The 14,111-nt window shown below is 60.8% G+C and carries 13 protein-coding genes; 6 read left to right on the top strand and 7 right to left on the bottom strand.

Going from position 1 to position 14,111, the window contains the following annotated elements; genetic code table 11:
- Position 1: 1 nt before the first annotated feature.
- From LIY36_RS22500 to gloB, 5 genes are all read right to left on the bottom strand, one after another.
- A complete protein-coding gene (locus LIY36_RS22500) occupies positions 2 to 1,075 on the bottom strand; it encodes a microcin C ABC transporter permease YejB (protein WP_226457213.1) in 1,074 nt (357 codons plus the stop codon).
- The gene (locus tag LIY36_RS22505) at positions 1,076 to 2,908 is read right to left on the bottom strand and encodes an extracellular solute-binding protein (RefSeq protein WP_226457214.1); all 1,833 of its coding nucleotides are present in this window, start codon (positions 2,906 to 2,908) and stop codon (positions 1,076 to 1,078) included.
- Positions 2,905 to 4,734, bottom strand: a complete 1,830-nt coding sequence (locus LIY36_RS22510) for an extracellular solute-binding protein (protein WP_226457215.1) — start codon at positions 4,732 to 4,734, stop codon at positions 2,905 to 2,907. Before LIY36_RS22510 ends, LIY36_RS22505 begins: the two co-directional genes overlap by 4 nt.
- 236 nt (positions 4,735 to 4,970) lie before the next feature.
- On the bottom strand, positions 4,971 to 6,386 hold the full coding sequence (locus tag LIY36_RS22515) for a lytic transglycosylase domain-containing protein (RefSeq protein ID WP_226457216.1): 1,416 nt from the start codon (positions 6,384 to 6,386) through the stop codon (positions 4,971 to 4,973).
- A 98-nt stretch (positions 6,387 to 6,484) separates the two neighbouring features.
- Complete coding sequence (gene gloB / locus LIY36_RS22520; RefSeq protein ID WP_226457217.1) at positions 6,485 to 7,252, bottom strand: hydroxyacylglutathione hydrolase; 768 nt, start codon at positions 7,250 to 7,252, stop codon at positions 6,485 to 6,487.
- A 65-nt stretch (positions 7,253 to 7,317) separates the two neighbouring features.
- Between gloB and LIY36_RS22525 the strand changes: the two genes are divergently transcribed.
- The 5 genes from LIY36_RS22525 to LIY36_RS22545 all read left to right on the top strand — a co-directional run bounded on the left by LIY36_RS22525 (position 7,318) and on the right by LIY36_RS22545 (position 12,435).
- Positions 7,318 to 8,076: a class I SAM-dependent methyltransferase gene (locus tag LIY36_RS22525; protein WP_226457218.1), complete on the top strand. Its 759-nt coding sequence runs from the start codon at positions 7,318 to 7,320 to the stop codon at positions 8,074 to 8,076.
- A 29-nt stretch (positions 8,077 to 8,105) separates the two neighbouring features.
- A complete protein-coding gene (rnhA, locus tag LIY36_RS22530; protein WP_192299704.1) occupies positions 8,106 to 8,558 on the top strand; it encodes a ribonuclease HI in 453 nt (150 codons plus the stop codon).
- A gap of 70 nt (positions 8,559 to 8,628) precedes the next feature.
- Positions 8,629 to 9,369 carry a DNA polymerase III subunit epsilon gene (dnaQ, locus tag LIY36_RS22535; protein WP_226457239.1) on the top strand — a complete coding sequence of 247 codons (741 nt, stop codon included), beginning with the start codon at positions 8,629 to 8,631 and terminating at the stop codon, positions 9,367 to 9,369.
- A 220-nt stretch (positions 9,370 to 9,589) separates the two neighbouring features.
- Positions 9,590 to 11,845 (top strand): Orn/Lys/Arg decarboxylase N-terminal domain-containing protein, encoded by a 2,256-nt coding sequence (locus LIY36_RS22540; RefSeq protein WP_226457219.1) that lies wholly within the window; start codon positions 9,590 to 9,592, stop codon positions 11,843 to 11,845.
- Positions 11,846 to 11,853: 8 nt separating this feature from the next.
- Complete coding sequence (locus LIY36_RS22545) at positions 11,854 to 12,435, top strand: GNAT family N-acetyltransferase (protein WP_192299702.1); 582 nt, start codon at positions 11,854 to 11,856, stop codon at positions 12,433 to 12,435.
- Here the strand turns inward: LIY36_RS22545 and LIY36_RS22550 are convergent.
- Positions 12,432 to 13,325, bottom strand: a complete 894-nt coding sequence (locus LIY36_RS22550) for a LysR substrate-binding domain-containing protein (RefSeq protein ID WP_226457220.1) — start codon at positions 13,323 to 13,325, stop codon at positions 12,432 to 12,434. The two genes, LIY36_RS22545 and LIY36_RS22550, sit on opposite strands and share 4 nt — an antisense overlap.
- A 109-nt stretch (positions 13,326 to 13,434) precedes the next feature.
- Between LIY36_RS22550 and LIY36_RS22555 the strand changes: the two genes are divergently transcribed.
- Positions 13,435 to 13,779, top strand: coding sequence for a hypothetical protein (locus LIY36_RS22555; protein WP_226457221.1), 345 nt, complete (start codon positions 13,435 to 13,437; stop codon positions 13,777 to 13,779).
- 61 nt (positions 13,780 to 13,840) lie between these two features.
- On the opposite strand, the gene LIY36_RS22560 is transcribed toward LIY36_RS22555, so the two are convergent.
- Positions 13,841 to 14,077: a hypothetical protein gene (locus LIY36_RS22560; RefSeq protein WP_122310093.1), complete on the bottom strand. Its 237-nt coding sequence runs from the start codon at positions 14,075 to 14,077 to the stop codon at positions 13,841 to 13,843.
- Positions 14,078 to 14,111: the final 34 nt, after the last annotated feature.

Below are 14,111 nucleotides of genomic sequence, written 5' to 3' on the forward strand. Positions count from 1 at the left end.
CTCAATGCTCCCGGCTGGAGAAGTCGATACGCGGATCGACCAGGGTGTAGGTGAGGTCGCCGATCAGTTTCACGATCAAGCCCAGCAGGGTGAAGATGAACAGCGTGCCGAACACCACCGGGTAGTCGCGGTTGATCGCGGCTTCAAAGCTCATCAGGCCGAGGCCGTCGAGGGAAAAGATCACTTCCACCAGCAGCGAGCCGGTGAAGAAGATGCCGATGAACGCCGAAGGGAAACCGGCGATCACCAGCAGCATCGCGTTGCGGAACACGTGGCCGTAGAGCACGCGGTGGTTGGTCAGGCCCTTGGCCTTGGCGGTGACCACGTACTGCTTGTTGATCTCGTCGAGAAAGCTGTTTTTGGTCAGCAGGGTCATGGTCGCGAAGTTGCCGATCACCAGTGCAGTGATCGGCAGGGCCAGGTGCCAGAAGTAGTCGAGGATCTTGCCGCCCCAGCTCAACTCGTCGAAGTTGTTGGAGGTCAGCCCGCGCAACGGGAACCAGTCGAAATAACTGCCACCGGCAAACACCACGATCAACAGGATCGCAAACAGGAACGCCGGGATCGCATAGCCGACGATGATCGCCGAGCTGGTCCACACATCGAAGTGGCTGCCGTGGCGCGTGGCCTTGGCGATCCCCAGGGGGATCGACACCAGGTACATGATCAGCGTGCTCCACAGCCCGAGGGAAATGGACACCGGCATCTTTTCCTTGATCAGGTCGATGACTTTGGCGTCACGGAAGAAACTGTCGCCGAAATCCAGGCGCGCGTAATTCTTGACCATGATCCACAAACGTTCCGGCGCCGATTTGTCGAAGCCGTACATCTTTTCGATTTCCTTGATCAGCGCCGGGTCCAGGCCCTGGGCGCCGCGGTAGCTGGAACCGGCCACGGCGACTTCGGCACCGCCACCGGCGATGCGGCTGGTGGCGCCGTCAAAGCCTTCGAGCTTGGCGATCATTTGCTCCACCGGGCCCCCGGGGGCGGCCTGGATGATGACAAAGTTGATCAGCAGGATGCCGAACAGCGTGGGGATGATCAGCAACAGGCGGCGAAAGATATAGGCCAACATTTAATCGCCTCCGCTCGCCGGATCGGCGCTCGTCTGGGGGGGAACGGGCGGTTGCACATTCGGTTTGCTCCACCATGTGGAGATACCGACGTCGTACAGCGGCGAAACCTTTGGATGACCGAGATTGTTCCAGTAGGCCACGCGGAAGGTCTTGATGTGCCAGTTGGGAATCACGTAGTAGCCAAATTGCAGCACGCGATCCAGGGACTTGGCGTGGGCGATCAGGCTGGTGCGGGTGTCGGAATCGATCAGTTGCTCCACCAACTGGTCGACGGCCGGATCTTTCAGGCCCATGTAATTGCGGCTGCCGGGCTTGTCGGCGCTGGTCGACTTCCAGAACTCGCGCTGCTCGTTACCTGGCGAGGAGGACTGCGGGAAACTGCCCACCAGCATGTCGAAGTCCCGCGAGCGCAGGCGGGTGACGAATTGGGAGACGTCGACCCGGCGGATCACCAGGTCTATGCCCAAGTCCGCCAGGTTGCGCTTGAACGGCAGCAGGATGCGTTCGAATTCGGTCTGGGCCAGCAAGAACTCGATGACCACGGGTTTGCCGTTGGTGTCGACCATCTTGTCGTCGACGATCTTCCAGCCGGCTTCCTGTAACAGTTGGTAAGCCTCGCGCTGCTGCGCACGGATCATGCCGCTGCCATCGGTCTTGGCCGGTTCGAAGGCCTCGGTGAAGACTTGCGGCGGGATCTTGTCGCGCAGCGGTTCCAGGATCGCCAGCTCATCCGGGCCGGGCAGGCCGGTGGCGGCCATGTCGGAGTTTTCGAAGTAGCTGCGGGTGCGCGTATAGGCACCGTTGAACAGCTGCTTGTTGCTCCACTCGAAATCCAGCAACAGGCTGATGGCCTTGCGCACGCGCACGTCCTGGAACATTGGCTTGCGCACGTTGAATACGAAGCCCTGCATGCCGGTGGGGTTGCCGTTGGGGATCTGTTCCTTGATCAGGCGTCCTTCGGTCACGGCCGGGACGTTATAGGCGTTCGCCCAGTTCTTGGCGCTGAACTCGGCCCAGTAGTCGAATTGCCCGGCCTTGAGCGCTTCCAGTGCGACGGTGGCGTCTCGGTAGTAGTCGGTGATGCGCTGGTCGAAGTTGTACAGGCCCTTGTTGATCGGCAGGTCCTTGCCCCAGTAGTCCTTGACCCGCTCGTAGCGTACGGAACGCCCGGCCTTGACCTCGGCCACCTTGTAAGGACCGCTGCCCAGCGGGAATTCGAGGTTGCCCTTGGTGAAGTCGCGGGTGGCCCACCAGTGTTTCGGCAATACCGGCAGTTGGCCGAGGATCAGCGGCAGTTCGCGGTTGTTGGTGCGCTTGAACTTGAACAGCACGCGCAGCGGGTCTTCGGCGACCACTTCGTCGACATCGGCGTAGTAGGTGCGATAGAGCGGGGTGCCGTCCTTGATCAGGGTCTGGAAGCTGAACACCACGTCATCGGCGCGCATCGGGTGGCCGTCGTGGAAACGCGCTTCGGGGCGCAGGTAGAAACGCACCCAGCTGTTGTCCGGGGCCTTCTCGATCTTGCCGGCGACCAGGCCGTATTCGGTGAACGGTTCGTCAAGGCTTTGGGTGGCGAGGGTGTCGTAGATCAGGCCGATGTTGTCGGCAGGCACGCCTTTGCTGATGAACGGGTTGAAGCTGTCAAAGCCGGCCAGGCTGGATTCCCGGAAGGTGCCGCCCTTGGGGGCGTCGGGGTTGACGTAGTCGGTGTGCTTGAAGTTTGCAGGGTATTTGGGCGGTTCGTTGTAGAGCGTCAACGCATGTTGCGGGGCGGCGTGGGCCGCGCTGCAAAGCAGCAGGCCGGCGAACAGTGCAGGTCGCAAAGACATCATTGGGCTTTCTCCGAAGCTTTCAGCCACCACGCGCTCAAGCCCAAGCTGTAGGGCGGCGTGGTGACAAAGGCGAACCGGTTGCGGTACGCCAGGCGATGATAGTTGAGATACCAGTTGGGAATGCTGTAGTGCTGCCACAGCAGCACCCGGTCCAGGGCGCGGCCGGCGGCCAGTTGCGCGTCGCGGGTCTGCGCGGCCAGCAGTTGTTCCAGCAGGTGATCGACAATCGGGTTGGCGATGCCTGCGTAGTTCTTGCTGCCCTTGATCGTGGCCTGGCTGGAGTGGAAGTACTGCCACTGCTCAAGGCCCGGGCTCAAGGTCTGGTTGAGGGTGATCAGGATCATGTCGTAGTCGAATTGATCCAGGCGCTGCTTGTACTGGGCGCGATCGACGGTGCGCAGGCGCGCGTCGATGCCGATGCTGATCAGGTTCTCGACATAGGGTTGCAGGATGCGTTCCAGGTTCGGGTTGACCAGCAGGATCTCGAAGCGCAGCGGTTGCCCGTCCGCGTTGAGCAGGCGTTGGCCGGACAGCTTCCAGCCAGCCTCGCCGAGCAGGGCCAGGGCGTGGCGCATGGTGTCGCGGGGGATGCCGCGCCCGTCGGTCTGCGGCAGGCTGAACGGCTGGGTGAAGAGGTCAAGCGGCAACTGGTCGCGGTAGGGCGAGAGCAGCAGCCATTCATGCCCGATCGGTACACCCGTCGCCGAGAATTCGCTGTTGGGGTAGTAGCTCAGGGTGCGCTTGTAGGCGCTGCTGAACAGCGTGCGGTTGGTCCATTCAAAGTCAAACATCAGGCCAAGGGCTTCGCGGACCTTGGCCTGGCTGAAGGTCGGGCGCCGCGTGTTCATGAACAGGCCCTGGCTCTGGGTCGGGATCTGGTGGGCGATCTGCGCCTTGATCACCTCGCCACGGTTGACCGCCGGGAAGTTGTAGCCGGTCGCCCAGTTCTTGGCCTGGTGCTCGATATAGATGTCGAATTCGCCGGCCTTGAAGGCTTCGAAGGCCACATCGCTGTCGCGGTAGAACTCGACTTCGACCTTGTCGTAGTTATACAAGCCCTGGTTGACCGGCAGGGCCTTGCCCCAATAATCCTTGACCCGTTCGAACACCAATTGCCGGCCCGGGGTGACTTTGGTCACGCGGTATGGCCCGCTGCCCAGCGGTGGCTCGAAGGTGGTGGCCTTGAAATCGCGGTCTTTCCAGTAATGCTGGGGCAGTACGGGTAACTCGCCCAGGCGCAGGATCAGCAGCGGATTGCCGGCGCGCTTGAACACGAAACGGATGCGATGGCGGTTGAGGATGTCGACCCGCGCCACCTCTTGCAGGTTCGTGCGGTATTGCGGATGGCCTTCGGTCAACAGGGTGCGATAGGAGAATGCCACGTCATAGGCGGTAATCGGGTGGCCATCGTGGAAGCGTGCTTCCGGGCGCAGGTTGAACACCACCCAACTGCGGTCTTCGCTGTATTCCACCGATTGGGCAATCAGCCCATAGCTGGAGGTGGGCTCATCGCCGGAGGGCGCGTACTGGCCGGTGCCGACCATCAACGGTTCGTTCAGCTCATTGACGCCGTATTGCAGGAAGTTGGGCGTGGAAACCGGGCTGGAACCCTTGAACGTGTAGGGGTTGAGCGTATCGAAGGTGCCAAAGGCCATGACCCGCAAGGTTCCGCCTTTCGGCGCTGCGGGGTTTACCCAATCGAAGTGGGTGAATTTGGCCGGGTATTTGAGTACGCCGAACTGCGTGTAACCGTGGCTCTCGGTAATCGTCGCGTTCGCGGCAAAGCTCAAGGCCAGACTTATTAGTAGAAGGAGGGGACGCTTCAAATCAGGGATCCGATCCAGGCAGCTTGGGCTTTATGATCGGTACAGTAACAGCTTGTTCCGGTTGGAAAAAGGTTGTTGGTAGGGCGAGCCGAGGGCTTGATCTATGTGAAAAGCATATGTGAGAGCTGACTTGCCTGCGATGGCATCGGCACGGTACATCTGAAGCACCGAGGTGATGCCATCGCAGGCAAGCCAGCTCCCACACAAGCCAGCGTACATATAGTCAGTAGGCGGGCTTAGCGTGGGCCTGAAACCACCAGCATCTGCCCCGGCTTCAACGCCTGGCCAGTGCGCGGGTTCCAACGCTTGAGGTGTTGCATCTCGACGTTGAAGCGCTTGGCGACGATGTACAGCGAGTCGCCTTTCTTGACCTTGTATTGCACCGGTTTCTTGCCGTCGGCCTTGGCCACCAGCTTGCGGGTGTCCTGCATCACCAGGGTCTGGCCGACCTTGAGCTGCTGGCCATTGAGCTTGTTCCAGCGCTGCAGGTCATGCACGTCGACCTTGTTCGCCTTCGCGATCAGCGTCAGGTTGTCGCCACTGCGTACTTTGTAGCTGCGGGTACGGCCAGCAACGCGCGCGGTCTCGACTTCGTCGAACACCTGCTTTTTCGGCCGCATCGCCAGCAACTCTTCTGGCTTCATCGTCGAAAGGGTGCTGGTGAGCAACTGCGCCTTGGAACTCGGCACCAGCAAATGCTGCGGGCCATCCAGGGTGGTGCGTTGTTTCAGCGCGGGGTTGAGCTGGAACAGTTCGTCTTCGTCGATCTCGGCCAGCGCCGCGACCCGGGACAGGTCCATGCTCTGCTTGACTTCAACCACTTCGAAGTACGGCTGGTTGGCAATCGGGTTCAGGTTCACGCCGTAGGCTTCGGGCGCCAGCACCACTTGGGACAGTGCCAGGAACTTGGGCACGTAGTCCTTGGTTTCCTGGGGCAGCGGCAGGTTCCAGTAGTCGGTCGGCAGGCCAAGCTTCTCGTTACGCTCGATGGCCCGGCTCACCGTGCCTTCGCCAGCGTTATAGGCGGCGAGTGCCAGCAGCCAGTCGCCGTTGAACATATCGTGCAGACGGGTCAGATAGTCCAGGGCGGCGGTGGTGGAGGCGGTGATGTCACGGCGGCCGTCGTAGGCGCGGGTCTGGCGCAGGTTGAAGTAGCGCCCGGTGGAGGGGATGAACTGCCACAAGCCGACCGCATCGCTGCGCGAATAGGCCATTGGGTTGTAGGCACTTTCGATCACTGGCAGCAGCGCCAGCTCCAGGGGCATGTTGCGTTCTTCAAGACGTTCGACGATGTAATGAATGTAGAGGCTGCCGCGTTCCCCGGCGCTCTCCAGGAAGGATGGGTTGCTGGCGAACCATAGGCGCTGTTGCTCGATGCGCGGGTTGACGCCTACGCCGTCCTGCAGTTGGAAGCCTCGTCGCATACGCTCCCAAACATCCTGGGGCACTTCGGGAGCCGGCTTTTCCGAAAGCCAGATGACGGGTTTCTGTTTGATCTTGGCGCTAAGATTTGGCTTGGGTTGCACGTTGGATTGTGCGGTGAAATTGCTTGATTGGCAGCCCGCCAGCGTGGCGGACACAGCCACCGCCACAGCTTGAGCCAGGCGGGTCAATGCGTCTGAATGGTTGGATTTACGAATAGATGACGACATTGGCTGGAAGTAAGTTCCGGGCAAAAATGTCGGGCGATTCTAGAAACCCGTTTGGTTCCGGTCAACCATTCAGAAATTACGTATCAGATTGCGTTGGCTTAGAACTTATCTTTCCAAGCCCTCAAGCTAGCAAACACCTCGGCCCCAGAGCGGTTGTCACGCCCGTTCCGTTCGTCTGCTTTTTGTTTAACGGATGTTTCAGCGGTGCGCAAAAAAGGGTTGGTGCGTTTTTCCAGCGCCAGGTTGGAAGGCAGCGTGATCTCGCCACGAGCGCGCAGTTGGCGAACGTTTTCCACCCGTTCGGCGATGTCCGCGTTGTGCGGTTCCACCGCTTGGGCAAACTTGAGGTTGCTTTGGGTGTATTCGTGGGTGCAGTACACCAATGTATCGGCGGGCAGGGCGGCCAGGCGTTCCAGAGAACTGTGCATTTGCTCCGGCGTGCCTTCGAACAGGCGCCCGCAGCCGGCGGCGAACAGGGTGTCGCCACAGAACAGTACGCCTTGGTGATAAAAGGCGATATGGCCGAGGGTGTGGCCGGGCACTGCATAAACGTCGAAGTCCCAACCCAGCGCCGTGATGCGGTCGTTATCGTGGAGGGCCACATCCCGCGCCGGGATATTTTCGTTGGCCGGGCCGTAGACCTTGGCCCCTGTAACACTTTTCAGTTGCTCGACACCACCGACATGATCATGGTGATGGTGGGTGATCAGGATGTCGCTGAGCTCCCAGCCGGGGTTACGTTCGAGCCAGTCGAGCACGGGCGCGGCATCGCCGGGATCGACCACGGCGCAGCGTCGGGTCCGGGAGTCTTGTAACAACCAGATGTAGTTATCGGTGAAGGCGGGCAGGGCACTGATCTGTATCATTCTTCGATTCGCCAAGCTGAACACATTGGTGCATCTTAGAACGTCTAGGCGAGTTGGAGAATGCAATGACTGATAAAGCGTTCGCCCAGGCCGATCCTGAGTGGCTGGCACTGATCAGCGCGGCCCGCGAATGGCTGTCCGGGCCGATCGGGCAATTTTTGCTGGATGAAGAACGGCGCATGCTCGAAGACGAGTTGGGCCGGTTCTTTGGTGGCTACCTGGTGCATTACGGCCCGTCGGCCGAGACTCCGCCCTCGGCGCCGCAGGTGCAACGCAATGTACGCCTGGGCGCGCCGCTGCCGGGGGTGGAGATTGTCTGCGAGGAGCAGGCCTGGCCGCTGAGCGAGCATGCCGCCGATGTGGTGGTGTTGCAGCATGGCCTGGATTTCTGCCTGTCGCCCCACGGCCTGTTGCGTGAAGCGGCGACCAGCGTGCGCCCGGGTGGGCATTTGTTGATTGTCGGCATCAATCCCTGGAGCAGTTGGGGGTTGCGCCATGTGTTCGCCCACGATGGGCTGCGCCAGGCGCGCTGTATCTCGCCCCAACGGGTGGGCGACTGGCTGAACCTGCTGGGCTTCGCGCTGGAGAAACGCCGCTTCGGGTGCTATCGTCCGCCGCTTGCCTCGACCAAGTGGCAGGCTCGCCTGGCCGGCTGGGAACGCCGTGCGGGTACCTGGCAACTGTCGGGTGGCGGCTTCTATTTATTGGTCGCGCGCAAGATCGCGGTGGGCCTGCGGCCGGTGCGCCAAGTGCGACGCGAGCCCATGGGCAAGCTGGTGCCGATGCCGATGGCCAAGGTCAACCGCAAGCAGAGCGAACCGTAAACCTTTTTTGATTTCAGACCGAGCAACCGATGACCGATAGCGTAGAACTCTTCACCGATGGCGCCTGCAAAGGCAACCCGGGCCCTGGCGGCTGGGGCGCGTTGCTGGTGTGCAAAGGCGTGGAGAAGGAACTGTGGGGCGGTGAACCGAACACCACCAACAACCGCATGGAGCTGATGGGTGCCATCCGTGGCCTGGAGGAGCTCAAGCGCCGTTGCAACGTGCTGCTGGTGACCGACTCGCAATACGTGATGAAAGGCATCAACGAGTGGATGGTCAACTGGAAAAAACGCGGTTGGAAGACCGCCGCCAAGGAACCGGTAAAAAATGCCGACTTGTGGCAGTTGCTCGACGAGCAATGCAATCGCCATGACATTACCTGGAAATGGGTGCGCGGCCACATCGGTCACCCCGGCAACGAACGCGCCGACCAACTGGCCAACCGGGGTGTGGACGAAGTGCGGGGCTACAAGCAGGGCTGATGCCGGCTCACGTGTTAACATCGTGCCCTTTGACACACACCACACCGTTGAGAGCTGAACCCTGATGGCCATCCGATCTGTTGTACTCGATACCGAAACCACCGGCATGCCGGTGACCGACGGCCACCGGATCATTGAAATCGGCTGTGTCGAACTCATGGGTCGACGCCTCACCGGTCGTCATTTCCACGTCTACCTGCAACCGGACCGTGACAGTGACGAAGGCGCGATTGGCGTCCACGGCATCACCGACGAATTCCTCAAAGGCAAACCGCGCTTTGCCGAAGTGGCCGATGAGTTCTTCGAATTCATCAACGGCGCCCAGCTGATCATCCATAACGCGGCGTTCGACGTAGGCTTCATCAACAACGAATTCGCCCTCATGGGCCAGACGGATCGTGCGGATATTTCCAAGCACTGCTCGATCCTCGACACCCTGATGATGGCCCGTGAGCGGCACCCGGGCCAGCGCAACAGCCTCGATGCATTGTGCAAGCGTTATGGCGTCGACAACTCCGGCCGTGAACTCCACGGCGCCTTGCTCGACTCCGAGATTCTTGCCGACGTCTACCTGACCATGACCGGCGGGCAGACCAGCCTGTCCCTGGCCGGTAACGCGTCCGATGGCAGTGGTTCGGCGGAAGGTTCGGGCAACCGCCCTTCGGAAATCCGCCGCCTGCCGGCGGATCGCAAACCGACCACCATCATCCGCGCCAGCGAGCAGGATCTGGCCGAGCATGCCGCACGGTTGGAAGCTATTGCCAAGTCGGCGGGTGCGCCGGCGTTGTGGACCCAACTGAGCGAACAGTAATCCCAGGCGGAATGCCATCCAACATGTGGGAGCTGGCTTGTGTGGGAGCGGGCTTGCTCGCGAATGCGGTGGATCAGTTACAGGGTTGTTAACTGACACACCGCATTCGCGAGCAAGCCCGCTCCCACATTTGATCTATATCGGCTTCGAAATCTTCATTCGCTACATCCGCTCCCAGCTTCTACCCTTGAGTGCATAGCCCCCTGGACTAAGCGCACTCATGTACAAAGACCTGAAGTTCCCTGTCCTTATCGTGCACCGCGACATCAAGGCCGATACCGTTGCCGGTGACCGGGTCCGCGGCATTGCTCGGGAGTTGGAACAAGAAGGCTTCAGTATTTTCTCTGCAACGGATTACGCCGAAGGCCGGCTGGTGGCTTCTACCCATCATGGCCTGGCGTGCATGCTGATCGCCGCCGAAGGCGCCGGGGAAAACACTCACCTGCTGCAAAATATGGTCGAACTGATCCGCCTGGCACGGCTGCGTGCGCCCAACCTGCCGATCTTTGCCTTGGGCGAGCAAGTCACCCTGGAAAACGCTCCGGCCGATGCGATGAGCGAACTCAACCAGTTGCGCGGCATTCTCTACCTGTTTGAAGACACCGTACCGTTTCTGGCCCGCCAAGTGGCCCGCGCTGCCCGTGGCTACCTGGATGGCCTGTTGCCGCCATTCTTCAAGGCGCTGGTGCAGCACACGGCCGACTCCAACTATTCCTGGCACACTCCCGGCCATGGCGGCGGCGTGGCTTATCGCAAGAGCCCGGTGGGGCAGGCGTTTCATCAGTTCTTCGGGGAAAACACGCTGCGCTCGGACTTGTCGGTCTCCGTCCCGGAGCTGGGCTCGCTGCTGGACCACACCGGCCCCCTGGCCGAAGCCGAAGCCCGCGCTGCGCGTAACTTCGGCGCCGATCACACGTTCTTTGTGATCAACGGCACATCTACCGCGAACAAGATTGTCTGGCACTCCATGGTCGGCCGTGACGATCTGGTGCTGGTGGACCGCAACTGTCACAAGTCGGTGCTGCATTCGATCATCATGACCGGCGCGATCCCGCTGTACCTGTGCCCCGAGCGCAACGAACTGGGGATCATCGGCCCGATTCCCTTGAGTGAGTTCAGCCCGGAGTCGATCCGCGCGAAGATCGATGCCAGCCCGCTGACCCGTGGCCGTGCGCCGAAAGTGAAGATGGCAGTGGTTACCAACTCCACCTACGACGGCCTGTGTTACAACGCCGAACTGATCAAGCAGCAACTGGGCAACAGTGTCGAGGTGTTGCACTTTGACGAAGCCTGGTATGCCTATGCGGCGTTCCACGAATTTTTCGCCGGGCGCTACGGCATGGGCACTTCGCGCACGCCGGACAGCCCCCTGGTGTTCACCACCCATTCAACGCACAAGTTGCTGGCCGCATTCAGCCAGGCGTCGATGATCCATGTGCAGGACGGCGGTGCACGGCAGCTGGACCGCGACCGTTTCAATGAAGCGTTCATGATGCATATCTCCACTTCGCCGCAGTACAGCATCATCGCTTCGCTGGACGTGGCCTCGGCCATGATGGAAGGCCCGGCCGGGCGTTCGTTGCTGCAAGAGATGTTCGATGAGGCCCTGAGTTTTCGTCGCGCCCTGGCCAACCTGCGCCAGCATATCGCCGCCGAAGACTGGTGGTTTTCCATCTGGCAGCCGCCCTCCGTCGCGGGCATCGATCGGGTTGCAACCGCCGATTGGTTGTTGCATCCCGGGGATGATTGGCACGGCTTTGGCGATGTTGCCGAAGATTACGTCTTGCTTGACCCGATCAAAGTCACGCTGGTGATGCCCGGCCTCAATGCCGGCGGCGCGTTGAGCGATTGCGGGATTCCCGCTGCAGTGGTCAGCAAATTCCTCTGGGAGCGTGGGCTGGTGGTGGAAAAGACCGGGTTGTATTCCTTCCTCGTGCTGTTTTCCATGGGCATCACCAAGGGCAAGTGGAGCACCTTGCTCACCGAGTTGCTCGAATTCAAGCGCAGCTACGACGCCAATATCAGCCTGGCCAGTTGCCTGCCATCGGTTTATGCCCAAGGTACGGCGCGCTACCAAGGGCTGGGATTGCGCGACCTGTGCAACCAATTGCACAACTGCTATCGCAGCAACGCCACCGCCAAACACCTCAAGCGCATGTACACCGTGTTGCCGGAAATTGCGATGAAACCGGCCGACGCATACGACCAATTGGTTAGAGGTGAAGTGGAAGCGGTATCCATTGACGCCTTGCCAGGACGCATTGCAGCGGTAATGCTGGTGCCTTACCCGCCGGGCATCCCGCTGATCATGCCGGGGGAGCGCTTTACCGAGTCGACGCGGTCGATCATCGACTACCTGGCGTTTGCTCGCACGTTCGATAGCAGCTTCCCTGGTTTTGTCGCGGATGTTCACGGGTTGCAACACGAAGACGACGGCAGTGGTCGTTGTTACACCGTCGATTGCATCAAGGGTTAAGGATGTTTATGCAAGCTGTAATGAACCCGAAGTATCCAGGGCTCAGTGTGCGGGTCGCCGACGAAGGCTTCGATGCCTACGTGTGGGGCAATGACTTCAGCTTTGAGGTCAGCGGCTACAGCGTGCCAGAGATGGGCGCGCGGGTCGATCAATGGCGTGTGGAGCGTATCCTGCCGTACCGCAAGTGTTATGGCATCGATCCGGAGGAGTTCGCCAGTTTCCGCGATGCGCCCGACAGCGCGGTCTTCATGGCGTACCTCGACGACCGGGCGGTGGGGCATATCGTGGTCAGCACCAACTGGAATGGTTTTGCCCATGTCGATGAGCTGGCGGTGGCCTTGCCTGCGCGGCGCCACGGGGTGGCCAAGGCGTTGCTGGATGTGGCGCAGTTCTGGAGTCGCAAGAAAAACCTGCCGGGCATGATGCTGGAAACCCAGAACAACAACCTCGGGGCTTGCCGCTTGTATGAGCGTTGCGGCTACGTAATGGGCGGGATCGACCACTTGCGCTATCGCGGCATTGATCCGCAGACCCGTGAGGTGGCGATTTTCTGGTATCGGCTGTTCAAGACCGAAGTCGACAAACCTTAACCGGCCAACAGGCTTTCAGCCTTCTGCGTGACGATCTCCAGCAGTGCGTTCAGTGCTGGGGACGTCACGCCGTCCTTGAGGGTCAGCGCATACAGGTTGACCATCACGGGCGGTGACAGCGGGCACGCATCCAGGCCCGCGTCGCGTGCGCCGTACGCGGTGAAGGGGTCGACAATCGCCAATCCTTCTCCCGCTTCCACCATGCTGCGCATCATCTGGTAGGTCTGCACGCGGGTCTGCACCACGGGCAGCGGGCGCAAGGCTTGCAGCTTGGCGTCCAGCAGACGGCTCAGCGGGTCCTGGCCTTCCAGGCCGATCATTGACTGGCCTGCCAGATCTTGCAGGGCGATGTACTTCTGCTTTGGCTTGAGCCAGCCGTGTGGCGCGAGCAATTGCAACTTGCCCTGGGCCAGCACGCTGCTGTGGATTTGCGGGTGTTCGGGGTCATGCAGGCTCAGGCCGACCTCGGCCTCGTGCAACAGCAGGCTGCGGACGATGTCGCGGGTCGGCTGGCTGGACAGGTTGCACGGGGTGTCCTGGAAGCGTCGGCGCAGCAGCGCGATGCTTTGCGGCAACAGCTGATTGGCCAGCGGTGGCGTGCACAGGGCGCGCAGGGGTGGGGCGTGATGGTGCTTCAAGCGGCTGGCCAGGCGTTGCAGCGGCTCCAGCGCTTCATATACATGGGCGATTTCGGCTTGCAGTTCCAGGGTTTCCCGGGTGGCCTGCAAGCGTCCGCGCACACTGGCGAACAACATGAAACCAAGCTGTTGCTCGGCGTCCTTGAGCGCTGCGTCCACATCGCCCACGCAGAGTTGCAACCATTCGGCGGCCGTGCCGAGGTGTCCGGTCTGCAAGATGGCCTGAATCACTTCGATATGACGTAAACGCATCGCCGGAGTCTATGTGCAGCGCGCCGGGGATTCAATAGAATGGCTGCGCTGATCAACAACGACCAAAGCCGGCTAGCGGCACTTACAACAAGAACAGGTCTGGTCTCATATGCCTCTACCCTCGATATTCTTCGGGGTAACGGCCAAGCAGCTGGTGGTCCTGGTGACCGTTGGGTGCGTGGCTGCTTATCTCTTCAACAATCATGACGACACTGCGCCGGACAACCTGGCCCTTGAAGCGTTTGTCCGCTCTGAGGAGCAGGTGATCGAGCAGGTAGGCGCGGTGCTGGATATTGCGCTGGTCAGGCAGGTGGTCGCGCACCCCAGCAATAACGCAGCGGGCTACACGCGTTCGATGTATGCGGTGGAGGGCGAGCGGGGCAAGTTGCTGGTGACGCTGAAGGAGGCAGCGGGGGGCCGGGAAATCGAAGTCACGGAGATCCGCCGCCCCTGATCACCCCAGCCCAGCCAACGCCATGCATGGCCAGGACTGGGCTGGTAGGCAGGGCGAGGTCTTACGAAGCGAGGGTAGTTTGCGACTCGCGCACGATAATGATGCCCGACTGAATCAACTTGAACTCATCGCCCTCCAGCTTTTCTACACGGTCGCCAATGGCCAGCTTGTAGGTAGTGGTGGGCGTCGAGCCTGCCAGGTCGCCCTGCGCCGGATTGGATTCCTGGAACTCATGCACCGAATACACGCGTCCCTCTGCGTCTCTGGCATGAAACTGTCCGACTAGTACTGCTGCCATCTGTTTAGAACCTCTGGAGATAATCACTCGATTT

The sequence above is a fragment of the Pseudomonas sp. AF03-9 genome (assembly GCF_020515815.1).
In the GTDB taxonomy this organism is placed as follows: domain Bacteria; phylum Pseudomonadota; class Gammaproteobacteria; order Pseudomonadales; family Pseudomonadaceae; genus Aquipseudomonas.

Bases quoted from the DNA above. Each gene is read 5' to 3' on its own strand.
- LIY36_RS22500 (WP_226457213.1), bottom strand. From the start codon at position 1,075: ATGTTGGCCTATATCTTTCGCCGCCTGTTGCTGATCATCCCCACGCTG.
- LIY36_RS22505 (WP_226457214.1), bottom strand. From the start codon at position 2,908: ATGATGTCTTTGCGACCTGCACTGTTCGCCGGCCTGCTGCTTTGCAGC.
- LIY36_RS22515 (WP_226457216.1), bottom strand. From the start codon at position 6,386: ATGTCGTCATCTATTCGTAAATCCAACCATTCAGACGCATTGACCCGC.
- gloB (WP_226457217.1), bottom strand. From the start codon at position 7,252: ATGATACAGATCAGTGCCCTGCCCGCCTTCACCGATAACTACATCTGG.
- LIY36_RS22525 (WP_226457218.1), top strand. From the start codon at position 7,318: ATGACTGATAAAGCGTTCGCCCAGGCCGATCCTGAGTGGCTGGCACTG.
- rnhA (WP_192299704.1), top strand. From the start codon at position 8,106: ATGACCGATAGCGTAGAACTCTTCACCGATGGCGCCTGCAAAGGCAAC.
- LIY36_RS22540 (WP_226457219.1), top strand. From the start codon at position 9,590: ATGTACAAAGACCTGAAGTTCCCTGTCCTTATCGTGCACCGCGACATC.
- LIY36_RS22545 (WP_192299702.1), top strand. From the start codon at position 11,854: ATGCAAGCTGTAATGAACCCGAAGTATCCAGGGCTCAGTGTGCGGGTC.
- LIY36_RS22550 (WP_226457220.1), bottom strand. From the start codon at position 13,325: ATGCGTTTACGTCATATCGAAGTGATTCAGGCCATCTTGCAGACCGGA.
- LIY36_RS22555 (WP_226457221.1), top strand. From the start codon at position 13,435: ATGCCTCTACCCTCGATATTCTTCGGGGTAACGGCCAAGCAGCTGGTG.
- LIY36_RS22560 (WP_122310093.1), bottom strand. From the start codon at position 14,077: ATGGCAGCAGTACTAGTCGGACAGTTTCATGCCAGAGACGCAGAGGGA.